At 48.8% G+C, this 25,738-nt stretch carries 27 protein-coding genes and 1 riboswitch; of the genes, 22 read left to right on the top strand and 5 right to left on the bottom strand.

The genetic code is table 11. From position 1 onward, the window contains the following. Positions 1-175 precede the first annotated feature (175 nt). From JYB63_RS19860 to JYB63_RS19785, 16 genes are read left to right on the top strand one after another with little or no spacing between them, the layout of a single operon-like run. A complete protein-coding gene (locus tag JYB63_RS19860) occupies positions 176-898 on the top strand; it encodes a beta-ketoacyl synthase chain length factor (RefSeq protein WP_205659675.1) in 723 nt (240 codons plus the stop codon). Further along, a complete protein-coding gene (locus JYB63_RS19855; RefSeq protein WP_205659674.1) occupies positions 895-1,671 on the top strand; it encodes a lysophospholipid acyltransferase family protein in 777 nt (258 codons plus the stop codon). Before JYB63_RS19860 ends, JYB63_RS19855 begins: the two co-directional genes overlap by 4 nt. Further along, positions 1,664-1,924, top strand: coding sequence for a phosphopantetheine-binding protein (locus JYB63_RS19850; RefSeq protein WP_205659673.1), 261 nt, complete (start codon positions 1,664-1,666; stop codon positions 1,922-1,924). Before JYB63_RS19855 ends, JYB63_RS19850 begins: the two co-directional genes overlap by 8 nt. Before the next feature lie 9 nt (positions 1,925-1,933). Continuing rightward, complete coding sequence (locus JYB63_RS19845) at positions 1,934-2,185, top strand: acyl carrier protein (protein ID WP_205659672.1); 252 nt, start codon at positions 1,934-1,936, stop codon at positions 2,183-2,185. An 8-nt stretch (positions 2,186-2,193) separates the two neighbouring features. Further along, complete coding sequence (locus JYB63_RS19840; RefSeq protein ID WP_205659671.1) at positions 2,194-2,742, top strand: COG4648 family protein; 549 nt, start codon at positions 2,194-2,196, stop codon at positions 2,740-2,742. Next, positions 2,729-4,408, top strand: coding sequence for an ApeI family dehydratase (locus JYB63_RS19835; RefSeq protein ID WP_205659670.1), 1,680 nt, complete (start codon positions 2,729-2,731; stop codon positions 4,406-4,408). Before JYB63_RS19840 ends, JYB63_RS19835 begins: the two co-directional genes overlap by 14 nt. Beyond that, a complete protein-coding gene (locus JYB63_RS19830) occupies positions 4,401-5,165 on the top strand; it encodes a glycosyltransferase family 2 protein (protein ID WP_205659669.1) in 765 nt (254 codons plus the stop codon). The genes JYB63_RS19835 and JYB63_RS19830 overlap by 8 nt, the downstream gene beginning before the upstream one ends. Beyond that, entirely contained in the window at positions 5,162-6,094 is a 933-nt protein-coding gene (locus tag JYB63_RS19825; protein WP_205659668.1) for a lysophospholipid acyltransferase family protein, read from the top strand. Before JYB63_RS19830 ends, JYB63_RS19825 begins: the two co-directional genes overlap by 4 nt. A 27-nt stretch (positions 6,095-6,121) precedes the next feature. Continuing rightward, a complete protein-coding gene (locus tag JYB63_RS19820) occupies positions 6,122-6,532 on the top strand; it encodes a thioesterase family protein (protein ID WP_205659667.1) in 411 nt (136 codons plus the stop codon). Continuing rightward, entirely contained in the window at positions 6,525-7,100 is a 576-nt protein-coding gene (locus JYB63_RS19815) for an outer membrane lipoprotein carrier protein LolA (RefSeq protein WP_205659666.1), read from the top strand. The genes JYB63_RS19820 and JYB63_RS19815 overlap by 8 nt, the downstream gene beginning before the upstream one ends. Further along, on the top strand, positions 7,100-9,424 hold the full coding sequence (locus JYB63_RS19810; protein ID WP_205659665.1) for an MMPL family transporter: 2,325 nt from the start codon (positions 7,100-7,102) through the stop codon (positions 9,422-9,424). The genes JYB63_RS19815 and JYB63_RS19810 overlap by 1 nt, the downstream gene beginning before the upstream one ends. Next, complete coding sequence (locus tag JYB63_RS19805) at positions 9,414-10,001, top strand: DUF3261 domain-containing protein (protein ID WP_205659664.1); 588 nt, start codon at positions 9,414-9,416, stop codon at positions 9,999-10,001. The genes JYB63_RS19810 and JYB63_RS19805 overlap by 11 nt, the downstream gene beginning before the upstream one ends. Next, complete coding sequence (locus tag JYB63_RS19800; protein WP_205659663.1) at positions 9,998-11,179, top strand: beta-ketoacyl-[acyl-carrier-protein] synthase family protein; 1,182 nt, start codon at positions 9,998-10,000, stop codon at positions 11,177-11,179. The genes JYB63_RS19805 and JYB63_RS19800 overlap by 4 nt, the downstream gene beginning before the upstream one ends. Further along, on the top strand, positions 11,179-11,628 hold the full coding sequence (locus tag JYB63_RS19795; RefSeq protein WP_243432089.1) for a hotdog family protein: 450 nt from the start codon (positions 11,179-11,181) through the stop codon (positions 11,626-11,628). Before JYB63_RS19800 ends, JYB63_RS19795 begins: the two co-directional genes overlap by 1 nt. Continuing rightward, positions 11,625-12,350, top strand: coding sequence for a 3-ketoacyl-ACP reductase FabG2 (locus JYB63_RS19790; RefSeq protein WP_205659661.1), 726 nt, complete (start codon positions 11,625-11,627; stop codon positions 12,348-12,350). The genes JYB63_RS19795 and JYB63_RS19790 overlap by 4 nt, the downstream gene beginning before the upstream one ends. After that, positions 12,350-13,576, top strand: a complete 1,227-nt coding sequence (locus JYB63_RS19785; protein WP_205659660.1) for a beta-ketoacyl-ACP synthase — start codon at positions 12,350-12,352, stop codon at positions 13,574-13,576. Before JYB63_RS19790 ends, JYB63_RS19785 begins: the two co-directional genes overlap by 1 nt. Positions 13,577-13,633: 57 nt before the next feature. Here JYB63_RS19785 and rarD read toward each other — a convergent pair whose 3' ends face one another. Together rarD and JYB63_RS19775 are read right to left on the bottom strand one after the other, a co-directional pair. After that, positions 13,634-14,536, bottom strand: coding sequence for an EamA family transporter RarD (rarD, locus tag JYB63_RS19780; protein WP_205659659.1), 903 nt, complete (start codon positions 14,534-14,536; stop codon positions 13,634-13,636). Further along, the gene (locus tag JYB63_RS19775; RefSeq protein WP_205659658.1) at positions 14,526-15,542 is read right to left on the bottom strand and encodes a hypothetical protein; all 1,017 of its coding nucleotides are present in this window, start codon (positions 15,540-15,542) and stop codon (positions 14,526-14,528) included. The genes rarD and JYB63_RS19775 overlap by 11 nt, the downstream gene beginning before the upstream one ends. A 168-nt stretch (positions 15,543-15,710) precedes the next feature. On the opposite strand from JYB63_RS19775, the gene JYB63_RS19770 reads away from it, so the two are divergent. Next, positions 15,711-16,175, top strand: a complete 465-nt coding sequence (locus JYB63_RS19770) for an Lrp/AsnC family transcriptional regulator (protein ID WP_205659657.1) — start codon at positions 15,711-15,713, stop codon at positions 16,173-16,175. Positions 16,176-16,793: 618 nt separating this feature from the next. Beyond that, positions 16,794-16,900, top strand: a riboswitch (TPP riboswitch). Between the two features lie 275 nt (positions 16,901-17,175). Then, positions 17,176-19,056: a phosphomethylpyrimidine synthase ThiC gene (gene thiC, locus JYB63_RS19765; RefSeq protein ID WP_243432088.1), complete on the top strand. Its 1,881-nt coding sequence runs from the start codon at positions 17,176-17,178 to the stop codon at positions 19,054-19,056. An 83-nt stretch (positions 19,057-19,139) separates the two neighbouring features. Here the strand turns inward: thiC and JYB63_RS19760 are convergent, their stop codons facing one another. Beyond that, positions 19,140-19,403: a DUF5062 family protein gene (locus JYB63_RS19760; protein ID WP_205659656.1), complete on the bottom strand. Its 264-nt coding sequence runs from the start codon at positions 19,401-19,403 to the stop codon at positions 19,140-19,142. 155 nt (positions 19,404-19,558) lie between these two features. Here JYB63_RS19760 and JYB63_RS19755 point away from each other — a divergent pair, with 155 nt between their 5' ends. Further along, on the top strand, positions 19,559-20,200 hold the full coding sequence (locus tag JYB63_RS19755; protein ID WP_205659655.1) for an MBL fold metallo-hydrolase: 642 nt from the start codon (positions 19,559-19,561) through the stop codon (positions 20,198-20,200). A 174-nt stretch (positions 20,201-20,374) separates the two neighbouring features. Then, positions 20,375-20,617 carry a hypothetical protein gene (locus tag JYB63_RS19750; RefSeq protein WP_205659654.1) on the top strand — a complete coding sequence of 81 codons (243 nt, stop codon included), beginning with the start codon at positions 20,375-20,377 and terminating at the stop codon, positions 20,615-20,617. Positions 20,618-20,626: 9 nt separating this feature from the next. Here the strand turns inward: JYB63_RS19750 and zapE are convergent, their stop codons facing one another. Further along, the gene (gene zapE / locus JYB63_RS19745) at positions 20,627-21,814 is read right to left on the bottom strand and encodes a cell division protein ZapE (RefSeq protein ID WP_205659653.1); all 1,188 of its coding nucleotides are present in this window, start codon (positions 21,812-21,814) and stop codon (positions 20,627-20,629) included. A 123-nt stretch (positions 21,815-21,937) separates the two neighbouring features. Between zapE and JYB63_RS19740 the strand changes: the two genes are divergently transcribed. Further along, positions 21,938-22,687, top strand: a complete 750-nt coding sequence (locus JYB63_RS19740) for a lipoyl protein ligase domain-containing protein (RefSeq protein WP_205659652.1) — start codon at positions 21,938-21,940, stop codon at positions 22,685-22,687. Positions 22,688-22,698: 11 nt separating this feature from the next. On the opposite strand, the gene pfkA is transcribed toward JYB63_RS19740, so the two are convergent. Further along, positions 22,699-23,703, bottom strand: coding sequence for a 6-phosphofructokinase (pfkA, locus tag JYB63_RS19735; RefSeq protein WP_205659651.1), 1,005 nt, complete (start codon positions 23,701-23,703; stop codon positions 22,699-22,701). Positions 23,704-23,848: 145 nt separating this feature from the next. Here pfkA and aceK point away from each other — a divergent pair, with 145 nt between their 5' ends. Beyond that, positions 23,849-25,567, top strand: a complete 1,719-nt coding sequence (aceK, locus tag JYB63_RS19730; RefSeq protein WP_205659650.1) for a bifunctional isocitrate dehydrogenase kinase/phosphatase — start codon at positions 23,849-23,851, stop codon at positions 25,565-25,567. Positions 25,568-25,738 lie beyond the last annotated feature (171 nt).

The following is a 25,738-nucleotide window of genomic DNA, read 5'->3' as shown; positions in this document are numbered from 1 at the left end:
TTCAGGTGCTGTTTATCAGGTGTTCTAGCGGATATTGATGCTAAGTAGTTGTTTTAATTTTCAGCTACTTGCAACTGACGCCTTCCAAGGTAGAATTCGTCGATTCACAGAAAGCCGCCGATTGTTTAATAACCCGGATGCTTTTGCGGGTAGTTGACACAGGAGAGTGGGAAGGTTGCTACGTTTTAATATTGATGCATGGAATGCGTATGCACCTGGCCTGGAGGATTGCGACGCCTGGCAGGCATGGCTGAATACTCCGTTTGTTCCTGATGACTCAGTTAAACCTGCTGTGATGAAGGCAATACCTGCCATGCTGAGACGGCGCTTTACGCCGTTGGGTAAAGTTGCAATGGGGGCTGCATTACCCCTGTTAACGGAAATGACTTCAGTTGCCAGTGTATTTGCTTCCCGCCACGGTGATACTCCCCTGACACTTGAGCTGTTAAAAGGAATTGGTCAGGACGATCCTATGTCGCCAACTGCTTTCAGCCTTGCTGTTCATAATGCGGTTGGTGGTCTTTATTCGATTGCGCGAAAAGATAAAAGTGCAATCAATGCGATTGCTGCCAGCGAAGGGCTGGTAGTTCAGGCTTTACTGGAAGCTGCCTGTCTGTTGCAGGAACATAGCCAGGTTTTATGCGTTATTTATGATGTGGTGTTACCTGAACTGTACCGGCCTTATTGTAACGGACCCGAATTTCCGCATGCACTGGCACTGATGATCAGTAGTGATGGTGATAACGCTTTTGAGTTGCAGCAGTTACCTGCTACCGGTGATGGCGATGACGGATCTCAGGGTATTCTGAGAATGATTTCATTGCTATCCGGATGCTCTGATGAGTTTGACAGTGTGGTGCGGGGATCCCGGTGGCAGTTAAACCCGGTGAAAGTATGAGCGTAATCTGGCAGTACATTAATCACGGTTGGCGATGGGTAGGTACCGCACTCAGTTTTATGGTGTTTGGTATTGGCGGGGTGTTGCTGCCGCTTATAGTGGTGCCTGTTTTATATATTGTTTACCGGGATGTTCACGCGCGGCAGTCTGCCGCAAAACGCTTTATCCATTATTCATTCCGCTTTTATGTGGGCATGATGCGTTGGCTCGGTGTGCTTGATTACCAGATGGAAGATGTCGGGAAGCTGAAAGGGGCTCAGTTAGTTCTGGCTAATCATCCGTCCCTTATAGATGTTATCTTTCTGATTGCCCTGATACCCAATGCAAATTGTGTTGTGAAAGGCCGTTTGGTTCAGAATCCCTTTACCCGGGGGCCGATCCGGACAGCTGGCTATATCATTAATGATGGCAGTGAAGATGTTCTGGATCTGGCCAGAGCTGCGTTTGCGCGGGGCGAACCGTTAATCGTATTCCCTGAAGGTACCCGGACAGAACCGGATGAGCCGCCACAGTTTAAGCGCGGGGCTGCCCAGATCGCGGTGCGCACCGCTGCAGATATCTCTCCGGTTCTGATAGAGTGCTCGCCAACGACGCTGACCAAGTCTGACCGTTGGTATGAAGTGCCCGACCGTAAAGTACATATCCGTATTCTGGTAAAGGATATGATTCCTGCAACTCAGTATATGGCGCCGGTATCCCCGGCTAAGCTGGCCCGGACGCTGACCCGGGATCTGAACGAATATTTTAATAAGGAATTACGTGCGTATGAGTGATTTAAAAACTGAACTCAAGCATATGATTATCGAGTCACTTGATCTAGAAGATATCGATGTTGAGGAAATCGTTGATGATGAGCCGCTGTTTGTTGAAGGGCTCGGGCTGGATTCCATTGACGCACTTGAAATTGGCCTGGCGCTACAGAAGCGTTATGGCATCACGTTGAATTCGGATTCTGAAGAAACCCGTAAGCATTTTGCTAATGTGGATGCATTGGCGGCGCTGGTTGAGTCACAGCGAACTAAATAAGAGATTACTATGCATAGCCAGGAAGAGATTTATTCAAAAGTTGTAGCCATCCTTGAAGAGCTTTTTGAGGTGGATGCTGAATCAGTGACGCCGGAATCTAACCTGTACCAGGATCTGGACATTGACAGCATTGATGCTGTTGATCTGGTTGTTGAGCTTAAGAGGTATACCGGTAAGAAAATTCAGCCAGATGACTTCAAACAGGTTCGCACCGTTCAGGATGTGGTTACAGAAGTTGATAAGCTGCTTAATAACGCATAACCCGTCCGGTGCTTAAGGTTATTGCGGTTGTCATTTCGCTGGCGTACCCCTTTATTGTGTATTGGGGGGCGCTGACGTTTGATATCAGTTTTATATTGCCCGTACTGCTAGTGCTTTTAGGATTGCGCTGGTTAATCGGTGGGCATGTTAACGAACGTAAGATCCTTCTTATAACTGTCGTTTTACTGTTGTTTGTAATGGCTGGCTGGGGACAGCTGACCGGGCTGAAATTCTATCCGGTACTGATGAATCTCAGTTTTTTAACTGTATTTGCAGGTAGTTTATTTGCACCAATGACTGCGGTGGAACGTATTGCCAGGCTGAAAGAACCTGATTTACCACCGGAGGGTATTGCCTATACCCGTACTGTAACCAAGGTCTGGTGCGTGTTTTTTTGCATTAACGGTTCAGTTGCTGCCGGTACAGCGTTATTCGCCAGTGATGAAGTCTGGTTATTGTATAACGGTTTTATTGCCTACATTTTAATTGCTGTGCTGGTCGCTGGTGAGTGGCTGGTCCGAAAAAAGGTTAAGCCTGAAGAACATGGACGTAGTTAAGTTATCCTGTTGGCTGTCTGATGTGGATGCCGGGCTAACCGTGGCGTTTAATGCCGGTCGTCCGCTGATTAAGGCAGAACTGGAGCAACGGGTAAGGCTGTGGCGGAAGTGCTTTTCCGAAAAAGAAGCAACCCGTTGGGCGGTTTATCATTCAGATCCTTTTGAATTTCTGGCCATTTTACTGGCGCTTTGGACATTAAAACGCACAGCTTGCGTGCCGGGGGATAACCGGCAGGGGACTATCGAATCGTTACGTTCCCGAGTAGACGGATTTGCTGGCGACTTTTCTGTGGTGGATGTTGTGGATGCGCCAGCAGAACATCTGAGCGAGCTTTCAGCGTGGCCTGTGTTGGATGTTTTTTATCCGGCCCTTGAAATTTATACGTCGGGATCATCTGGTGCGCCTGCAGCAATAGTCAAGACGATCGGTCAGCTTGAAAAAGAGTCACAGGCGCTGGCTGAGCTTTTATCCACCGATGTGAAAAATGAAGTGATTCTGGGAACTGTCAGCCATCAGCACTTTTATGGCATGACTTTCAGGCTTTTCCGCTCAATGACTCAGAGCCAGCCATTTGATACAACCCTGTGCGAATATGCTGAAACAGTTATTTCCCAATCAGCGTATTATGAATCGGTGTGCCTAGTTTCCAGCCCCGCTTTACTGGCCCGGCTTAATGCTGCGCTACACTGGTCGGAAATAGCCGGAAAGTGTAGCTTTGTGCTTTCCTCGGCGGCAGCATTGTCGGCGCATGCGAGTGGGCAGACCCACGCACTGATTAATGCCCCTGTTATCGAGATTTACGGGAGCTCTGAGACCGGTGCGGTAGCCTGGCGTAACCAGCAGAACTCGGCTGTTTGGCAGGCAATACCCGGAACAGAGTTGGATGCTGACGGGGATTGTTTACGGGTTTCTGCATCTTATCTGCCGGCGCCGACTGTTTTAGCGGATAAGGTAAAGTTTGTTGATGGTGGATTTGAGTTACTGGGCAGGGCCGACCGGATTGTTAAGGTTGAAGGTAAGCGGGTTTCGCTGACGGGAATCGAGAAACAGTTAATCCGCACTGGTTGGGTGCACGAAGCGAAAACCATTATTCTGGAACGGCGCAGAACAGAAGTTGCGGCTGTTATTGAGCTGAATGAAGCCGGTAACAGAGTGTTGCAGGATGCAGGTAAGAAGGTTCTCGTACGCCAATTAAAAGATTACTTAAAAAACTACTTTGACGCGGTTGCCATTCCGCGCCGCTGGCGTTTTCCCAGCCAGCTGCCATATAACCCGCAAGGAAAATTAACCGTGGAAGACTTAACGGCATTATTCAATTCAGAGCCAGCCCGCTGGCCTGAAGTTATATCTCAGACTCAGGACGGACAGATTGCCGAGCTTACTTGTCGGATACCGGCAGAGTTAGTGTATTTTGACGGGCATTTTGAGCATCATCCTATTCTTCCGGGGATTACACAGGTGCACTGGGCGGAACGTTTTGGCCGCGATTTGCTGGCGGTAAAAGGGCGTTTTTTGCGGCTTGAGGTAGTGAAGTTTCAGCAGGTTATTACACCTGATTCTCAGGTGGTCATTAATCTGAGTTTTAATCCGGATAAGCAGAAGCTGACGTTTAGTTTTACTTCAGATAAAGGTGTTCATTCCAGCGGCAGGATTTGTTTTGGCTGAGTCAGATTTTAATCCGGCGTTTGTGATTCCCGTTTATGATCATGAGCATGCTATCAGAGCAACGCTGTTGGGTGTTCTGGAGTATCAGATGCCCGTGTTGCTGGTGGATGATGGCAGCAGTAAACCCTGTCAGACAGTCCTGGAACAGTTGGCAGATGAATTTTCTCCCCGGGTTTCATTGTTGCGGCTTGATCAGAACCGTGGCAAAGGGGGGGCACTGAAAGCAGGCTTCAGATATATGCTGGAGCAAGGTTTCACTCATGGTATTCAGATTGATGCTGATGGTCAGCATGATGTGGCTGATTTACCGGGTTTTTTACAGGCTGCTGAGCAGCAGCCACAGGCTTTAATTGCCGGTTATCCTGAATATGATGAGTCGGTACCTAAAGTGCGTTACTACGGACGTTATCTGACCCATGTCTGGGTGTGGATTAATACCTTATCTTTTTCTATCCGGGATACTATGTGCGGTTTCCGGTTATATCCGCTGGCACCCCTGGTAACTCAGTTTAATGAGGAGCACTGCGGTGACCGTATGGATTTTGATACTGAGGTTCTGGTGCGCTGGTACTGGCGCGGAGGTTTAGTGATAAATCAGCCGGTGAATGTTCGCTATCCCTTAGATGGAGTGTCACATTTTGATGTATGGCGGGATAACGTGCTGATAACAGTGATGCACAGCCGGTTGTTCTTCGGCATGCTGAGGCGTTTACCCGGCCTTATATGGCGCAAGTTCCGTGCGGATAATACGCAATGAGCGCGCCACAACAGCACTGGTCCCGCGTAGGAGAGGCCGGCACGATACTGGGAATGCGAGTATTACTGTTGGTTTACAGTGTATTTGGCCGGGCTGGATTCAGAATCATTCTGTTTCCTGTGATGTGTTATTACTATCTTGTTCAGGGGGAAGCGCGGCGGGCTTCGGCTGAGTATTTGCAACAAATCAGGCCCTTACTCCCACAGGCACAGGCCAGCAAACTGACGTCGTTTAAGCACTTCATGGCATTTGGCGAAGCGCTTCTGGATAAGTTTATCGTCTGGATGGGAAAAATTCGCCGCGAAGATGTCACATTCGCAACCCCGGAATTGTTTGCTCAGCTGGAGTCTCATCAGCAGGGCGGGCTGATTGTTATATCTCATCTGGGGAATTCAGAAGTTTGTAATGCGTTGGCCCACCAGGTTGATGGCATCAGGCTGACTGTTCTGGTGCATACCCATCACGCAGCAAAGTTTAATTCCATTCTCAGGAAGATTAACAGCAGTGCCACAATTGAACTGTTACAGGTAAATGATATGTCTCCTGTCACTGCAATGATGCTTGCTGAGCGCGTAAACAACGGAGAATATGTGGTCATTGCCGGGGACCGGACGCCGGTCAGTAATGGCGGCAGAGTGACGAGTGTGGATTTTCTGGGGCGCCAGGCGGACTTGCCACAAGGCGCTTTTATCCTGGCGTCTTTATTGCGCTGCCCTGTGTATCTGTTATTTTGCCTGAAGCAAAACGGTCACTATTTTCTGTATCTCGAACTGTTTTCTGAGCAGCTTAAGTTTTCGCGAAAACAGCGGGACAGGGAGCTTGAAGCTGTCGTCAGACAATACGCAATGCGGCTTGAGCATTATTGCTTTAAAGCGCCGTTACAGTGGTTTAATTTTTATCCATTTTGGAACAACGGTCATAACGGATAGATATCCGGGCGGAGAAGGACGCAGGGCATGCTGGATACTGAAGTAACACTTGAAATCCCTTTTCATGATGTCGATGCGATGGAAGTCGCCTGGCACGGACATTATGTGAAGTACTTTGAGATAGCCCGTTGCGCTTTACTTGACTCAATTGCTTATAACTATCGGGAAATGGCCGAGTCCGGATATGCCTGGCCGGTTATTGATTTGCGAATCCGTTATGCCCAGCCGTTGTTTTTCCAGCAAAAGATTAAGGTTCGGGCGAAGTTGTCTGAATGGGAAAATCGTCTGAAGATTGATTATCAGATCAGTGATGCTGAAACAGGACGTCGCTTAAGCAAAGGGACGACTGTGCAGGTCGCTGTGGATATCGATAGTGGCGAAATGCAGTATGTTTCTCCGGCTATTTTATTTTCTAAGCTCGGCCTGTCATATGAATAATTTTATCCGTGCGTGTGTGTTTACTCTGATGAGCAGTCTGGCTGCTATGTCGTGGGCTGAGCCTTTAAACTATGCAATGCTGGCAGATGTTACCCAGTCACCGGAAAGCATGGACGGTGAGTTTACCCAGACTAAATTTCTGGCGGTTTTACAGGTGGGGGTTAAGTCATCCGGACGTTTCAGTTATCAGCGGGACAAACAGGTTACCTGGCTGACCGAGCAGCCGGTTGTAAATGAGCTGATCATTACGCCAACCGCTCTGATCAGCCGGCAGGGTGGGGATGAGTTACTGCGTCTTGATACGCAGAAAAACCCTGCGGCGGTTATCCTGGGCGATATTATTTTTTCGGTTCTGACGGCTGACTGGTCAGTACTGGCGCGTTATTTTACAGTCACCGGTGACTTAAATGACGGAAGCTGGCAGGCCGAGTTACTGCCGTCTGATGAAAGTATCCGGCAGTCTGTTACCCGGGTTGAGCTGCAGGGGGATACATTGTTACGTCAGATTGTCCTTCATGAAGCCAATGGTGACGTCATCACGATTCAGTTTCAGAATCTGCAGTTCTGATGGTGCTGGCAAATCTTATTCGCCGGGGGCGGATTGTCTGGTTAATACTGGTAATTCTGCTGGCCGGCAGCGCGGTTTATAAAGGTGCATCTTTTGAATCGGGCATTATGTCGTTGTTACCGGTTTCTCAACAACAGCCGGTGGTCCGTCAGGCAAGTGAACATATTGCTGACCGTTTTTCCCGGCGGGCCTTTGTGCTTGTAACAGCCGATACGGTGGATGTCGCAATACAGGCGATGACGTTATTCGCCGGTGAGCTGAACTTTGTTGCGGGTGTTGCTGAGTTTTCGTGGCAGCTAAAAACCGGACAGTTGCAGCAGTTTGATGAAATCTATTTCCCATACCGGTTTGCGATACTTGATGAGTCCGTAAGACGTTCTTTACAGTCAGAACGTTACGGGGAGTCGGAACAGCGGGCGTTTCAGTATCTGTATTCTCCGCTGGCATCTTCCGGTGGCAGCCTGATTGAAGATCCTTTCCGGCTATACACTGTGCGTCAGCTGAATCAGAGCAGTGAGTTAAACATCCGGGTTGAACGGGGAATGTTTCGGGTAACCGGGCATGAGCGGCCGACTTTTCTCGGGGTGCTGAGGCTGCAGGACAGTCCGTTTTCAGCGGATCTGCAGCAACAGATTTTTAACCGTGCGGCATTGGTTGAAAGCCGTTTTCCCGAGAACGTTTCTGTCGAGCTTTCCGGCATGCTGGTGCATGCGGCGGCAGGTGCCCGGCAGGCAAAGTCAGAAATACAGACAATCGGTATTGGTTCTTTGCTGGGGATCATATTACTGGTTGGGGTTGTTTTCCGGCGTGGCACGCCTCTAGTTATGATGCTTTTGCCAATAGGCGTTGGCTGCCTTGTTGCTGTCAGTGTCACGGTGCTGGTTTTTCAGCAGGTTCATCTGATTACCTTTGCATTCGGTGCAGGGCTGGTCGGTGTGGCAGTTGATTATGCGCTGCATTTTATTTGTGAGAGACAGACTTCGGATTCAGGTGTTCGTGTAATACACAGGCTGCTGCCGGGGTTAACGCTGGGTTTGCTGTCCAGTGGTCTGGCGTATGCGGTGCAGATTCTGACGCCTTTCCCAGGTTTGCAGCAGATGGCGACATTTTCTGTGGTGGGTTTGCTGGCTGCCTGGTTAACGGTAATTCTGTGGTTGCCTGTGTTCAGGATCAAAGAAGATGCAAGCTCTGAAAAAGTTGCCCGCATTCTGTATCAGGCACGTATGTCTTTTTCCCGGATTACCGGAAGTTTATCGGTACGTATTGGTCTCAGTGTGCTGACAGTGTTAGCGCTGATCAGTATCAGCCAGAGCCGGGGGGTTGATGATGTGCGTCTTTTGCAAACATCGCCTGAAGCGTTATTGGCAAAAGAACAGCGTATTCAGGAATTGTTGGGTATGAGCGGCAGTGCTCAGTTTCTGCTGGTCGAGGCTGCAGATCTTCAGACGTTGCTGGTTAAAGAAGAAGAGCTGAGACAGTCACTGGATACGTTGGTCAACGACCAGGCGTTAGATGGATATCAGGCGTTATCAGTACAGATTCCTTCGTTACAGCGCCAAAGAGAAAATATTGCACTGGCTGAAAAGTTGTATCAGTCACGCTTGACCGGTTTGTTTAACGATGCAGGTTTACCGTCACAGGCTGCATCTGCAGCACAGGAACAGTTTGAGGTTAATAAAGACCGTACCTTAAGCGCAGCGGACTGGCTGGCCAGTGCGGATAAAAGTTATTGGGAAAGCTTGCTCATAGATTGGAGTGAGCAGCGGGTTGTTTCGGTCATTCGCTTTGAGGGGATGAAAGAAGTTGCTGAAAATACTTTGCAGGTATTGGCTTCTGAGCATGATAGCGTTTATTACGTAGACCGCATCCGGGCAATATCTGATCTGATGGAAGATTACAGGGAGCAAATTACTGATTGGCTTGGCCTGGCTTATTTAATCATTCTGCTGATATTGGTCAGTCGTTATCGCACTTCTGTTTGGCGTATAATAATGCCGCCATTACTTGCATCAGTGTTGACGCTGGGGACGCTTGTTCAGTTGGAACAGGGCATTAATCTTTTTCATTTGCTGGCGCTGATTCTGGTACTGGGAATTGGTCTGGATATGGGGATTTTTCTGGCGGAAACCCGTAACAGTTTGCGTACCTGGCTGGCGGTTACCCTGTCTGCTTTTACCAGCCTGATGGCGTTTGGATTGCTGGCTTTAAGTGCAACGCCGGTTTTATATCACTTTGGTCTGACCGTGTTGCTGGGACTGGTGTTTGTCTGGTTGCTGACAATTACTTTCAGAACCGAGGCTGACGGAGTAACAGATGATCAGTGATAAGCCGGGATTTGATGCAATGGCCGGAGCATTGTTGCGCGGATATAAGCGCCTGTTATTGGCAGTTATTCTTACGTTGTCGGCAGGATGCAGCAGCGTTGTGTCGCATCCGGATGAGCCTCTGACTTTACGTTTGCTTCCTCCCTTGTCTGATGTACAGCAGGTACTGAAACAAAAAGTGCTTTTGCAGATACAGGACGTTGAAAAGGAGTTCCTGGTTGTCAGCAGGCTGTCACCTGAAAATACCGTTGCGGTGGTTTTAATGCCGACGGGGCAAACAGTATTGCAATTGCAGTATGACGGGAAGGATTTTTCGCAACAGGTGTTTTTACCCGGTGATGTTCCCGGGCAGGAATTGCTCGCGATCATGCAATTTTCAGTCTGGCCTGAAGCTGTCGTCAGGGATGAGTATAATGCTCTGCCCGGGTGGCATGCACAGTTCAGCCAGGGTATGCGTTCTCTGAGTTGGAAAAATCAGTTGCTCTTACAGGTAAAACAGACTGCTGGTCAGCTAACAGTAATGAATCACTTACATGGTTATCAGGTTGTGATTAATGATTTGGAGAACGATCAATGAAGCAACCCTGTTATCTGAGTGACATGGGGATTATCTGCGCGGCGGGGAATAGTGCCGGGGAAGTATTACAGGCTCTGTCTGATGGCGGTGATTATCTGGTTTCCCGGGAAGGCTTCGGTGTATCTGAATCTCAGATGCTGGGGCTTTGTGAGGGGGAGTTGCCGGATATTCCTTTATCTGAGACACGTTGGCAGACCCGTAATAATCAGTTAGCGCTGGCGGCCCTGAATCAGATTCGGCCTTCTGTAGACCGGTTTATTGAACGTTACGGGGCGCACCGGATTGGGGTGGTGATCGGTACCAGCACTTCTGGTATTTCAGAAGGTGAGCAGGCGATAAGGCAGTGGGTGCAGGAAAGTAAAATTCCATCTGCTTACGATTATAAAATGCAGGAGATGGGAGCCCCGGCAGACTTTGTTGCCACCCTTTTGAAAACTGATGGGCCTGTGTACGGAATCTCGACGGCCTGTTCTTCAGGCGCGAAAGCGCTGGCCACTGCCCGGAGACTGATTCGGGCAGGGGTTTGTGATGCGGTAATTGCCGGCGGTGTAGACAGTATTTGCCGGCTGACGGTACAGGGGTTCAACTCTCTGGAAGCGGTCAGCACAGAGGTTTGTAACCCCTTCAGTGCTAACCGGAAAGGGATCAATATTGGTGAAGGTGGTGCACTGTTTGTTGTCAGCAATGAGCCTGAGGGGGCGGAGCTTTGCGGTGTGGGTGAAGGTTCTGATGCGCATCATATATCCGCTCCGGACCCAACCGGCCAGGGAGCTGCAGGCAGTATGCTTGAAGCGCTGAAGGATGCCGGATTAACTGCCGCTGATATTGATTATGTGAATTTACATGGTACAGCGACAGCGCTGAATGATCAGATGGAAGCTGTTGCTGTACATCAGGTATGTGGAGCAGAAACGCCCTGCAGTTCAACCAAGCCGTTCACTGGCCATACACTGGGTGCTGCCGGTGCTATTGAAGCGGCTATCTGCTGGTTGCTGACAGCAAAGCAGAGCAACGTACTCCCTGTGCATAAGTGGGATGGAGTACCGGATCCTGATTTACCGCCGGTGAATCTGGTTGATACCCGGAACGAATCTGCAGTTCCGAAACAATATGTATTAAGTAATTCTTTTGCATTTGGCGGGAATAATATTTCTTTGATTTTTGGCAGGGTAACTTGATGTCAGAATACAGTGTCAGTCAGTTGGTACCTCACTCCGGAAAAATGAGCTTACTGGATGAAATAATTGACTATGGCGATGAATGGCTGGAGGCCTCAGTCAGAATTCACGCAGGTGCAATGTTTGCAGATGATAAGGGCGTACCTGCCTGGGTTGGCCTGGAGTATCTTGCACAGGCGGTTGGAGCATATGCTGGTTTACAGGAAAGAAAAAATGGTGGCCAGCCTAAGTTGGGCTTTTTATTGGGCAGCCGTAAGTATGAAAGTTCAGACGCGTATTTTCTCCATGGTGAGGTGCTGAAAATACGGGTTGAAGTGGAAATTCAGGCAGAGAACGGCCTGAGTTCCTTTAACTGTATTTTAAATAGCCCGCGGGTGAAGGCTGAAGCAAGGTTAAACGTATTCCAGCCGGAAGATGCCGATAAGTTTTTACAGGAAGCAGGACAATGAAAGGTAGAGTGCTTGTCACCGGTTCGAGTCGGGGAATTGGCAGAGGGATTGCTGAACGGTTAATCACTGACGGCTATGAGCTTGTAATTCATTGCCACAGTAATGTTACGCAGGCCGAAGAAGTTGCGGCAATTGCCAGAGAAAAAGGATCTGCAGCCAGAGTGCTGCAGTTTGATATTTCTGACCGTGATGCATGCCGTGAAGCGATTGAAGCTGATATCGAGGCTCACGGGGCGTATTATGGTGTCGTCTGTAATGCAGGTGTTGCCAGGGATAATGCATTTCCTGCCATTCCCGGTGAAGACTGGGATTTAGTACTGCGTACAAATCTTGATGGCTTTTATAATGTGTTACACCCGGCGATGATGCCAATGATCCGCCGTCGTAAACCCGGTCGCATAGTCACGCTTTCTTCTGTCTCCGGGGAAATGGGTAATCGTGGTCAGGTAAATTACAGTGCAGCCAAAGCGGGTATTATTGGTGCAACCAAAGCACTGGCAGTAGAGCTGGCAAAGCGAAAAATTACGGTAAACTGCGTTGCTCCGGGGCTGATTGATACCGATATGATCGATGATGTGCCGGTTGATGAAGCGTTAAAGATGATTCCTATGCAGCGGGTGGGCAGCATTGAAGAGGTTGCAGGAACCGTCAGTTTTCTGATGTCTGAAGATGCCGGATATATCACCCGGCAGGTTATTTCTGTGAATGGTGGGATGTACTGATGAAGCGTGTGGTAGTAACCGGAGTAGCGGGTTTCTCGCCGATAGGGAATAGCTGGGAAGATATACAGCAGCGTCTGAAGCAGATGGAAACGGGAATCTGTTATGTCGAAGACTGGAATAAGTACGAAGGTCTGAATACCCGGTTGGCTGGTGTGATCACAGATTTTGAAATGCCTGCTCATTTTAAGCGTAAAACCCTGCGCAGTATGGGGCGGGTTGCTCAGCTTGCTGTGTTGAGTGCTGAACGTGCGCTTGAAGATGCGGGTCTTCGCGATGCAGAAGTGCTGACTAACGGAGAAACCGGTGTTTCTTTCGGATCTTCTGCCGGTGATTCTGTCGCAATCGGCGATTTCGGCAATATGCTGATTAATCATTCCTGTGACGGTTTAAATGCTAATTCATATATCAAGATGATGGCTCATACTTCACCGGTTAACATCGGTGTGTATTTTGGTTTAAAGGGCAGGGTCATTACTACCTCCAGTGCATGCACTTCTGGCAGTCAGGGAATCGGCTATGCCTATGAAGCGATACGTTACGGTCATCAGACTGTGATGGTCAGTGGAGGATCTGAAGGTTTGTGTGCTACTCAGGCAGCGGTCTTTGATACCCTCTATGCAACCAGTGTTCGTAATGAAGAGCCTGAAAAGACGCCGCGACCTTTTGACCGGGACCGTGACGGGCTCGTGATTGGCGAAGGGGGCTGTACGCTTATTCTTGAAGAGCTGGAACATGCGGTGGCCCGCGGCGCACATATTTATGCTGAGTTGGTCGGATTTGGTACCAACTCCGATGGCAGCCATGTTACTCAGCCTTCTGCTGCCACGATGGAAGGCGCAATGCGCAAGGCGTTATCTGATGCCGGAGTTGATGCGGCTGAGATTGGTTATGTCAGTGCTCATGGTACAGCAACTGCCCGCGGTGATGTTGCGGAGAGCGTTGCTACTCAGGCGGTATTTGGGACAGAAACGCCAATCAGTTCTCTGAAGAGCTTTACCGGCCATACGTTAGGGGCATGCGGCGCACTGGAGGCCTGGCTGAGTATTGAAATGATGAATGCCGGATGGTTCCATGCAACAGCAAATCTGACGGATCCGGATGAAGCGTGTGGTGATCTCGATTACATTATGCATGAAGGGCGCCGGATAGATACCCAGTATGTGATGAGCAACAACTTTGCATTTGGTGGGATTAATACGTCACTGATATTTAAACGCTGGCAGTAGCCATTGGCTGTTTCTGAAAAAGCCATTCAGTTTCCTGAATGGCTTTTTTGTGTGACTTTATACAGCAGAGCGTTTGTTTTGCCTGCGTCGGATAAGTCCTTCGGCGGTAAAAATCACCAGAGCAAGCCAGATCATGATGAAAGTGATCAGGCGGTTTGAGTCCAGAGTTTCGCCGAAGTAAAAAATCGCAATTAAAAATGAAATGCTCGGTGCGATGTATTGCATCAGGCCGATGTATAGCAGGCTGAGTCGCTGGGTTGCTGAGGTGAAGCAAAGCAAGGGCAGGCTGGTGACGATACCGGCTGCCAGCAGTAACAGGCTTAATCCTGCACTGGCATTGAGTAATACCAGTTCATTGTGGCTTGCCAGCCAGACCATATAACCGATAGCGAAAGGGAAGAGCAACAGAGTTTCGGTGAACAGGCCCAAAATCGAGTCTACCGGAATGGTTTTTCTGAGTAGCCCGTACAAGCCAAAACTGAAGGCCAGGCTCAGTGCTATCCATGGCAGTTTGCCTAACAGTATAAGCTGGTAGCTGACCGCAGCCAGTGCCAGAAGAATCGCCAACCACTGACCTCTTCGCAGGCGTTCGCCGAGAAAAATCATTCCCAGAAATACACTGACCAGCGGGTTTATATAGTATCCCAGTGCGGCTTCCAGTATTTGTTCCTGCGCAACGGCCCAGATAAAGATCATCCAGTTGGCAGAAACGATAATTGCCGTCAGTGTCAGGCTAAGCAGCAGTTTCGGCTTTTTCAGCAGTTCGAGAATGTCTTTGCCCCGCTTGCTGATCAGCAATATTGCCGCTAGAAAAGCCAGTGACCAGGCGATACGGTGCGCAAGTACCTCCATCGCTGGCACGCTGGCGATGGCATGAAAGTAGATTGGAAATACGCCCCACATGCCATAGGCGGCAAGGGCAAAGTAAAAGCCTTTTTTCTGTTCCTGTTCAGCGTGCACCTGAACCTCCGTTTAGCGCAGCAGACTTTGCTACGTTGTGCATGAAGTAACGATATTTGAATTCGCTGCTGCAAAGTTTCAGCAGGCGGGTCATGATGGCGATAAAGATCAGGCTGAATGCGAGTCTGGCCCAGAGAATACCAGACAGATCAGCGCCCAGTGTCATAATCAGCAGGGTATCCTCAATAATGCTGTGGCACAATCCCAGCAGGCATAAGGCGGAGAAACAGTCTTCAGGATCAATATTGCCGCTGCGTGCTTCTCTGATCAGCAGGCCTCCGCCAAAGGATAATCCCAGTGTGATTCCGATGATTGTCAGGGAGGTAGCTTTTGGGCTGATGCCAAGCAGTTTCAGTACCGGTCTCAGTAACCAGATCATCAGCCGTTCAATGTGTAGCCAGCGCAGCAGTCGCAGTAGGCTTAGCAGTACAGCAATTATCACCAGAATCATTGCAAAGCTTTTTACCTGAGAAATTATCCAGGTCAGCAGACTGTCATCGGTTTGTGCTGGTGGTTGCCAGAGGAGCTCAACAGGTTGTTGTAACCAGTTTCCCCAGCTGTAGATATGGTGCAGGATCATGCCCAGGACAAGTGCACAGCCCATACGCAAAGCCAGCGCCGTTACCAGTCTGACCCCTGCTTGCTGAGTGATACGGATTTCCACAGGCAGGCCGTGGGCGATCAGCATCATGGTGCCGAGTACGGTTACCTGCGCCACAGTCAGAACCTGGTCATCTGCCATCTGAAAAAAGATCAGCATGCCTCCGTAGATATTGGTGATCATGGTGGTGGTCCAGACGATGCCCATGTTTTCCGGTAAACCTACCAACAGCATCAGGGGTTCAAGCAGGGCACTGATATAGGGAATCGCGCCCATTTCCTCAAGTATTTTGACGACGATGATTACCGGCAGCGTGAGCTTGAACAGCAGAAAGAAGACATCAAAAATTTCTTTCGCCAGATCTGGCAACGTATGTTTCCAAAAGGAATGCCATATTTTATACATGGTTTAGCCTGTTACTGCGTGGTTTTGATTGTCGGCTGATTCGGGCCGGGGAGCTATATAGTGTAATTCAGAGGAGGTTTTTAATATTTTCTATTTTTGCTTTATTGGTTAATTTAATTTCTCAGATTGGCTTATCTGGATAATAAAAAATCGCTTTTAGGGAAAATTATGAAACTTCAGTTGGATCGCATTGATCGGCAAATACTCAATATTTTGCAGCGTAATAATCGCATCAGTAATTTACAGCTTGCTGAAGAAGTAAGCTTGTCACCACCGGCGTGCCTGAAACGGGTAAAGCGTTTGCGGGAGTCTGGCGTTATAGAAGCAGATGTGGCCATTCTGAATTCCAGAATCTTAGGTAAGATGCTGAACATCATTGTTGAAGTTGAAATGATCCGTGATCAGGCGGACCTGGCGGATGCATTTATGCGTAAGATGCAGCTGGCAGACGAAGTTACCCAGTGTTATCAGGTGACAGGGGAGGTCGATTTTCTGCTGGTGGTCATGGTGCCGGATATGGAAGCTTATGAGGTGTTTGTACGCCGTGATTTGTCCAACGATCCGTATCTGCGTAAGTTCCGTACTCTGATTTCAATGCGGCGGGACAAGTTTACAACCCGGGTCGAGGTGTAGATCTGCAGGCAAAAAAAGAGAGTACTCAGTTCCCCTTGAGTACTCCCTTCAGCCTGGCTTTCCATGTTCCTTGCGGAGGTTACGGCATCCTGCCTTCTTCCCTGATTCCTTTTCCGCTTTCCAGCCATCCTTTCTTCGATCCATGAAGCGTCTTACTCCACGGCGTCTATTATGCTGAATCAGATTTGGATTTATATAGGAATAATTCTTATTTTCCACCCTGGAGCAGGGGGGAATAAGATGAATAACTGAAGTGGTGTTCGGTCAGAAAGAGCAGAGAAAAAAAGAGAGCACTCAGTTCCCCCTAAGTACCCTCTTCGCGCTGGCATCCTTTTTCCGTGCGGTTGATTTGCATCCTGCTACCATCCCTGACCCGGTCCGCAAGCGTGGCCTTCCTCTGTTCTGTCCCTGAAGTTTGATGATCCTGAAGCACATTATCCACGTTATATTTTTTATAAATATAAGAAAAAGTCTTATTTTTGGCCTGGGCCTTATTAGACTTTAGGTGTAGTGGGCGGTTTTGTTTCCTGCGCACTAGACTTTCTGACGAGAGTTAGTGCCATTCATACCGGCCTGTCGGGTGGACAGCGTAAACATGTCATCCTACACTAGGTCGCAATATCTTGGTCGGGGTGCCCTGAATGGGGCTGAGAGCTGTTCGATAAACAGTGACCCGCGAACCTGATCCGGCTAATACCGGCGTAGGAAATCGAGATGAACCGTCATTATTATTCCTTTCTACGGGGTTCTTGCGGTTTAGCTCGGAATAGCTAACTGTTCAATGAACCATTCTCAGTCAGTCCAGCTTCTACGCAGTATTTACCGTTTTCAGTGTTATATGACCCGGAAATTAGCCCTCGTCCGTAATGGTTGGCACGTTGCCAACTTGAGCGTGTTGCCTTTATGGATTGATGGATAACTTTGATTCGTTATGGCTTTTTCTATGAAGGCCAGACCGGTAGTCCCGCAGACAATAACGAGAATAACTAAAGGTAATACTATGACTGATACCAATATTGCATTGAGTCGCAGCGCACAGGTTGATGAAGCTTCCGTTCAGCCGTTTCCGAAATCCCGCAAAGTGTATGTGGAAGGTTCTCGCAGCGATATTCGCGTACCGATGCGGGAAATTTCGCTGGATCAGACCCCAACTGACATGGGCGGTGAAGTAAACGAGCCATTATATGTTTACGATACTTCCGGTCTGTACACCGACCCGGAAGCTGAAATTGATGTCCGTAAAGGCCTTAAGCCAGTTCGTGCCGGCTGGATTGCTGAGCGAAACGATACTGAACAGCTGGACGGCCTGACGTCTGAGTATGGTCGCGTTCGCGAGCAGGATCTGCGTCTTGATCATTTGCGTTTTGAACTGACCCGCAAGCCACTGCGCGCGAAAGAAGGGATGAATGTTACCCAGCTGCACTATGCACGTAAGGGCATCATCACGCCGGAAATGGAATACATCGCCATCCGTGAAAACATGAAGCTGGCGAAAGCTAAAGCTGAAGGTTCCATGGTAGATCAGCAGCATCCGGGCCATAGCTATGGTGCGCAGCTGCCTGAAGAAATTACTCCTGAGTTTGTACGTAAAGAAGTAGCCGAAGGCCGTGCGATCATTCCTGCAAACATTAACCACCCTGAAGTTGAGCCAATGATCATTGGCCGTAACTTCCTGGTGAAAATCAACGGTAACATCGGTAACTCTGCGCTGACGTCTTCTATTGAAGAAGAAGTTGAGAAGATGACCTGGGGTATCCGCTGGGGTTCAGATACCATCATGGATCTGTCTACCGGTAAGAATATCCACGAAACCCGTGAATGGATCCTGCGTAACTCGCCGGTGCCAATCGGTACTGTTCCTATCTATCAGGCACTGGAAAAAGTAAAAGGTGTTGCCGAAGATCTGAACTGGGAAGTGTTCCGTGATACGCTGATTGAACAGGCAGAGCAGGGTGTGGATTACTTTACAATTCACGCCGGTGTGCTGCTGCGTTATGTGCCAATGACCGCTAAGCGGATGACCGGGATTGTTTCCCGCGGTGGTTCGATCATGGCGAAGTGGTGTCTGGCGCATCACGAAGAAAACTTCCTGTATACGCACTTCGAAGAAATCTGCGAAATCTGTAAAGCTTACGATGTGTCTTTCTCACTGGGTGACGGTTTACGTCCGGGCTCTGTATACGATGCAAACGATGAAGCACAGTTTGCTGAACTGGAAACACTGGGCGAACTGACCAAGATTGCCTGGAAGCACGATGTACAGGTAATGATCGAAGGTCCGGGTCACGTGCCAATGCACATGATCAAGGAAAACATGGATAAGCAGCTGACTGAATGTCATGAAGCGCCGTTCTATACTCTGGGGCCTCTGACTACAGATATTGCACCGGGTTACGACCACATTACTTCCGGTATCGGTGCGGCGATGATTGGTTGGTACGGTTGTGCAATGCTGTGCTACGTAACGCCAAAAGAGCACCTGGGTCTGCCAAATAAGGACGATGTTAAGACCGGTATTATCACCTATAAGATTGCAGCTCATGCGGCAGACCTTGCGAAAGGCCATCCGGGGGCGCAAATCCGTGATAATGCGATGTCTAAAGCGCGTTTCGAATTCCGTTGGGAAGACCAGTTCAATATTGGTCTGGACCCGGATACCGCCCGTGCTTACCACGATGAGACGCTGCCTAAAGAGTCTGCAAAAGTGGCGCACTTCTGCTCAATGTGCGGACCGAAGTTCTGCTCTATGAAGATTTCTCAGGAAGTTCGTGATCTTGATGAGAGTCAGGTGGCGGCCATTAATGCCCAGGCTGAACAGGGAATGATGGAAAAATCAGCTGAGTTTAAAGAAACCGGCGCTGAGATTTACCACAAAGTGTAACGCTTAGGTGTTTCCGTTTGTTTCAGACAAACGGATCATAATCAGAAAACCGCCGGATCTCCGGCGGTTTTTTTGTACGCTGTTTATCCTTCTTTCAGTGGGTGTCCGTCCGGTAGTTGGCGTTCTATCCACAGCGCCAGTTTATGCTTCATGTTGGGTTCGTTATCTTCCCCTTTGGCCAGTGGCTGAATCAGCTTATCCAGTACCAGTAACCGGTAGATCGCGGTGATTTTATCGCTGGCGCTGTCGGTGGCTTCGATTTTTCCGGCACCGCGCTTTTCCATATATACCCCACCAATACGGATGGCTTCTTTAACAAGGGCTGCTTCGTGCTTCAGTTTTGCCAAAATACTGACTCCTTATGCTGACGGTACAGTCACTATAACCAAGCGCCGGCCACAGGCAAGATAAATTAAGCCGCTGGCATAACGCGGATTTACGGTATACTTGCGCGGTTTATCGCCAGTTGTGACATTCAGCCAGCCAGAATACGAGATTTTTTATGAAATATTGCATCATTCCTGTTACCGCTTTTCAGCAGAACTGTACGTTACTTTGGTGCGAAGACACGCGCCGTGCGGCGGTGGTTGATCCCGGTGGCGATGTTTCACGCATTGTGGATAAACTGGAGGCTGAAGGGCTGACGCTGGAAAAAATCCTGCTGACACATGCGCATATTGATCATGCCGGAGGAACCGCTGAACTGGCACAGGCGTACGGCGTACCCATAGAAGGGCCGCATCTGGAAGATAAATTCTGGATTGATGCGCTGGATCAGCAAAGTCAGATGTTTGGTTTTCCTTCCGTTGAGATCTTCACCCCGGATCGCTGGTTGAATGATGCTGATACAGTCAGTTTTGGTAATCAGTGTCTGGAGGTGCTGCATTGCCCGGGCCATACCCCTGGTCATGTTATCTTTTTTCACCGGTCAACTCAGCTGGCACTGGTGGGGGATGTTCTGTTTAACGGTTCTATTGGCCGGACAGATTTTCCGAAGGGGGATCATCCGAGCCTGATTCATTCAATCCGTGAAAAGCTCTTTACCCTGGGAGATGATGTGACATTCATTCCTGGCCATGGTCCGCTTTCCACTTTTGGACATGAGCGTTTGAATAATCCGTTTGTCAGTGATCACCGTGGTTAATTTTTACCTGTTTTAACTGTCAGGTATATTGTTCTTTCCGGGCCGGAAGAGCCAGGTATTTCCGGTCCGAAATCCCTTCTTTTTGCATGAATATAAATCCTGTTCAAAGGCAGGCAGAATACCGCCTTCAGCTATACTGTTAAGGCTATGTTCAAGCAACTTAGGGAGGCATGAATGCAGCAGGTTAGATATGGTGATTATCAGATCACCCCGGCCGTTCAGTCGTTAGGTCGTAACCGCTGGAACTTACTGCCAAGGATCACCGGCGCCAATGTATCTGCACTAGTATCGCCAACTATGTTTTCTACTGCCGATCCTGAAAACCAGATAGTTACATCCTCTGAGCATGAGGCCATAAAACAATGCATTGAGCTGGGTAAAATGATCATCGATGCAGATCTTCAGACTTACCCTTAGCTTTATTTTTTAACTCCTGATTTCTCTTACGGGCGCTTGATTTTGATATTCCACCGACTGCATCTCAGTCAGCCTGCTTCGGGTACGGTTGAATTCAAATTCAAGGCTGCCCTGAGAATATAAATGCTCCAGCGGCTGCGCTGCACTCAGAAATAAATTTACTCGCTGATCATACAGTTCATCCACTAAGCTGATAAAGCGTCTGGCAGGATCATCCATCCGGGCATACTGCATTTTTCGCGCACCGGTGGAGGTTGTTTCATATCCGGCACCGATATTACCGTCTTCAACTCCCCGGGTTTTTATCCATTCCTGTGTTTGCCCGCCAAGTACCGGGACATTGCTGAGAAATACATGTTCGAACCGTGAGGCAAGCTCTATGTAATCCAGCTGTGAGCGAGGGCCGTCACACAGTTGATCAAATTCGAACCAGATACAGGTGCGGTTTCTTTTTATCACCGGAATGGTCCGGTTCATAATGCTGACCGGACAGGTAGTTTTCTGATCGCATGCGGGGCTTAATACATCAAACATATCCCCTAAAGCCGAATCAGCCGGGTGGATAAAGTAATTATTCCGGAATGTCAGCTGGCGTAGCCGGTGATCAGTATCTCCGTCCATATGTAAGATATTAAGGTGCTGCTGTAACAGTAAAATAGCGGGCTCGAAACGCTGACGCTGTAAGCCATCTTTATAGAGCGCCTGCGGCGGAGTGTTTGAGGTAGCGACAAATATCATACCCGCGGAAAAAAAGCTTTCCAGCAGGCGTGCAAGGATCATCGCATCGCCGATATCGCTGATAAAAAACTCATCAAAACAGATGACTTTGCATTCGCGGGAGAACTGTTTGGCAACCTGTTGTAACGGATTTTTATGCCCGCTTAATGTTTGGAGTTCCCGGTGAACCCTGGCCATGAAGTGATGAAAGTGCAGGCGAGTTACGTAGCCCGGGGGAAGATATTCAGTGAACAGATCCAGCAGATAGGTTTTACCCCTACCCACCGCACCCCACATATATAAGCCTTTCGGTGTTGGGGATTTATGACCAAAAAGCCTGGGGCGGCCTGGCTGAAGTAATGCATCTGCCAGTGCCTGCAGGTGTTCGGTTGCGAACTGTTGTGCAGGATCGTTCTGATAGCCCAGCTGAGCGTTACGTGTTTGGTAAAACTGGGTAAATGTAGTGCTGTGAGCAGGCATTTAAGTCCGTGATGCTGATCCTGATGAATGTGTTGCGAGAATATCAGTATATGGGCCGGACTTGTATTAGCCAGATGTTACCGGGACAATTGCGCGCAGTTGTTTATCGGGAAGAAGGTTCATATGAGTGTTACGTCAGAAATGGCCAGCCATATCTATAGTGGTGGCATGCCGGAAGAGCAGGCGAAAATTGATGCTGTTCTGTCAGAGCCTGTTGCAGAACCTAAGCTGCTGATCTGGCGTTACGCTGAGCCCGCGGTGATTATGGGGCGTTCACAGCGGCCGGATAATGAGATGCTACAGCGCGCAGCAGCAGCCAGAAATATTCCAGTACAGCAGCGTGGTTCAGGCGGTGGCGCTGTGCTTGCTGGTCCCTGGATGTTGAGTGTTACTCTGTTTTTACCCACGGATCATCCGGCTGCTGAGCTGGGAATTATTGATATTTTTAAGTGGTTTGAGGCGGCCTGGTTAAAGGTATTGTTGGATAGCGGCATACCCTGTCAGTCTGTTGATGAGTCTATGATTGCTGAGTCTAAAGTAGCCGCCAAGGCACAAAAGGTTGAATGGGCCTGCTATGCGGGGCTTTCCCATGGAGAGCTAGTTTCCAATGATGGCCGTAAGTTGTTGGGGCTGGCACAGATTCGCAAACGAAATGGCGTGGCATTGGTCAGTGGTTTACATTTGTCCCCATGCGAATGGTCACTGCTGGCTGACGTTGTGGCTGATGAGCCGTCGCTTGGTGAAAATCTTCAGCGTTTGAACAGTGACTGCTTCAGCCTGAGCGGTATAAGTGCGGATACACTGCTGCATCCGCTGGTGGATGAATTAATCAAAGCGTTGCATGAAGCCAGTGGACATTTAGACGTTATATAGCCGGCCCCCGACTATTTATGCAGCAGCATTGCCATATCGAGAAGCTGCTCATTGACCGGTTTGGTTTTCTCCATGACATCCCGTAGCGGAACGGTACAGATCCGACTTTCCGAGATGCCTACCATGATATCGCTGTAACCTGCTTTCAGATATTCAATGGCAGACGTTGCCAGGCAGGAAGCCAGTACCCGGTCCCGGCCGGTAGGCGTACCACCGCGCTGAATGTGGCCGAGGATACATACTCCCGGCGACTCACCCTGTTCTTCCAGTTGTTGTGCCAGACGATAGGTCAGCCCCGGACGTGGTCCTTCTGCAACGACAATGATACCGCTGCTGCCTTTACCTTCGTGGCGGTTGTTGGCCAGAGAAAAGCATAACGCTTCGATTTTGAATTCGGTTTCGGGCACAACAATCATTTCAGCACCACAGGCGATACCTACCTGAGTGGCGATATGTCCTGAATTACGCCCCATGACTTCCACCAGAAACAGCCGCTCATGTGAAACGGCGGTATCACGGATTTTATCAATACCTTCAAGTGCGGTATTCACCGCAGTATCAAAGCCAATGGTGTCATCGGTACCGTAGATATCGTTATCAATTGTGCCGGGCAGGCCGACAACCGGAATACCGCTTTCCTGGGTCAGAAGGTGGGCGCCTGAAAGAGATCCGTCACCACCAATAACAACCAGCCCGTCGATGCCATTCTTCTTCAGAATTTCTGCTGCCTGGTTTCTCACAACCGGATCGCGAAAAGCATCGCAGCGGTCACTTTTGAGCAGTGTGCCGCCACGCTGAATAATGTTAGTGACATCACTGGCAACCAGTTCAACCATGTCGCCGATGATCAGACCGCTATAACCACGGTTAACACCAAACACTTTAATTCCCTGATTTATGGCTGCCCGTACAACTCCCCGAATAGCAGGGTTCATACCGGGTGAGTCTCCGCCACTGGTGAGTACGGCAATCGCACTTAACGTACGGGTATGTTCAAGTTGTGGTAATTGATACATAAAAAATCCTTTCTGGCGATGCTTTAAATATGAGTGACTTAACTGAATTAAACAAGCACTTTACCGTGTGAGTCTGACGCTTTTATGAAGTGTGCTGCGGGTTGTGCTAATACTTATTGAATTGGCGGGCAGAGGTGCTGAGCAGATGAACACAACATCAGAGATCGCGATCCTGATACTGAACGGATTTAATGAATACCGGGAAATGTTTCAGAGTATTGCCTGGGAAGCAAAAGACTGTTTTCAGCAAAGTCAGTGGAAAACGCTGCAGGAAATATCTTCCCGGAGGATTGATCTGTACGGTGCTAAAGTGAGTGAGGTTGCCGTCACTATTAATGCAACAAAAAACCTTAACTGGCAGTGGTCAGACGTTAAGCAGGATTACGCTCAGTTGGTGGCTGTAAGGGCCGATACTGAGTTAGCAGAGACATTTTTTAATTCTGTTTACAGCCGTGTTGAAGGTGACCACCCAAGTGCTCAGGCACAGTTGTTTATTCCCCGTATACGACCGGAAAATTCTGATTGTAAAAACATCTATAAGCGTTATTCGCTGAAAACCGGTGCATATGTAATGTTGCGAAATGTGCTGGATGATTGCGGGTTTGATATCTGCTGGGAGAATCAGCGCAGGGATATCTGCCATTTGATGCGTTACATGCGACGTCAGTGGCAGGAAAGAGAAAGTAAAGAAGCCCAGATTAATACCGACAGCAATGTGGATGTCATCCGCAGTGTGTTCTACAGAAATAAAGCCGCCTATCTTGTTGGCCGGGTGAATGGGCAATACCGACAATTCCCGTTTGTCATTGCTCTGTTGCTGAATGATAAGGGGCAGTTGTATGTGGATACAGCGGTCAGTGATCCGGATCAGGTATCCGTCATATTTAGTTTTACCCGCGCATATTTTTTGGTGGACGCTGACGCCCCTGTGCAGTTCATTCGTTTTTTACATGAGCTGATACCGTTAAAGTCCCGGGCTGAGCTTTATAACTCCATTGGCTTTTATAAACAGGGAAAAGCGGAGTTTTATCGGGACTTTATGGACCACTTACAACAGTCCTCAGACTTATTCCTGCCTGCTGAAGGTATAAAGGGTATGGTCATGACTGTATTTACCCTGCCTTCATATCCGGTTGTTTTTAAGATTATTAAAGACCGCTTCTCATCGTCTAAATATGTATCCCGTGAAATTGTTAAAGAGCGCTACGCGCTGGTTAAGCACCATGACCGGGCTGGCAGGCTGGCAGATACCCAGGAATTTACCAATCTTCAATTGCCATTAGAGCGTTTTGATTCGGATCTGATTGAAGAGCTGAAACAGGTAGCCGCAGGGTCAGTGGAAATACTGGCAGGTACTTTACTCATAAAGCATGTTTGGGTAGAGCGCAGGATGACGCCACTGAATATATACCTGCAGGAAGCACTGAGAAATGAAAACGAAGAACAACTTTTTCACGGAGTGAATGAATATGGGAAATGTATAAAAGAACTGGCAGCAGCGAATATATTTGCCGGTGACATGCTGTTCAAGAATTTTGGCGTGACGCGACATGGAAGAATCGTCTTTTATGATTACGATGAGATCATGTATCTGACGGACTGTAACTTCAGACATATACCTGAGCCTATGTATCCTGAACAGGAATTGGCGGATGAGCCGTGGTACTCAATAGGGCCGGGGGATGTGTTTCCGGAAGAGTTTAATTTGTTAACCGCCTGCGACCGGAAAATCCGTAAAGTGTTTAATCAGCTTCATGGAGACCTACTAACCCCTGAATGGTGGCTGGAAGTACAAAGCCAGGTCGAACAGGGAGAAATCGTTGATGTTTATCCGTACAGGCGGCAACAACGTTTTAACCGTTAAACATAAGGGGTAATACAGTCTGATTCATATCCTCATGACGGAGTAATGACAATAATATGAAGAAACTGAAAAAGCCTGTTGACTCTTCGGTCAGCGTGCCTATAATACGCCCCCACATTGAGACACAGGGCCGCGACAACGCAGCAAAATGCACTTAATGAGAGTCAGAAT

Source organism: Aliamphritea spongicola, assembly GCF_017051665.1.
Lineage (GTDB): Bacteria > Pseudomonadota > Gammaproteobacteria > Pseudomonadales > Balneatricaceae > Amphritea > Amphritea spongicola.
This window is presented reverse-complemented; position numbering and strand designations above follow the sequence as displayed.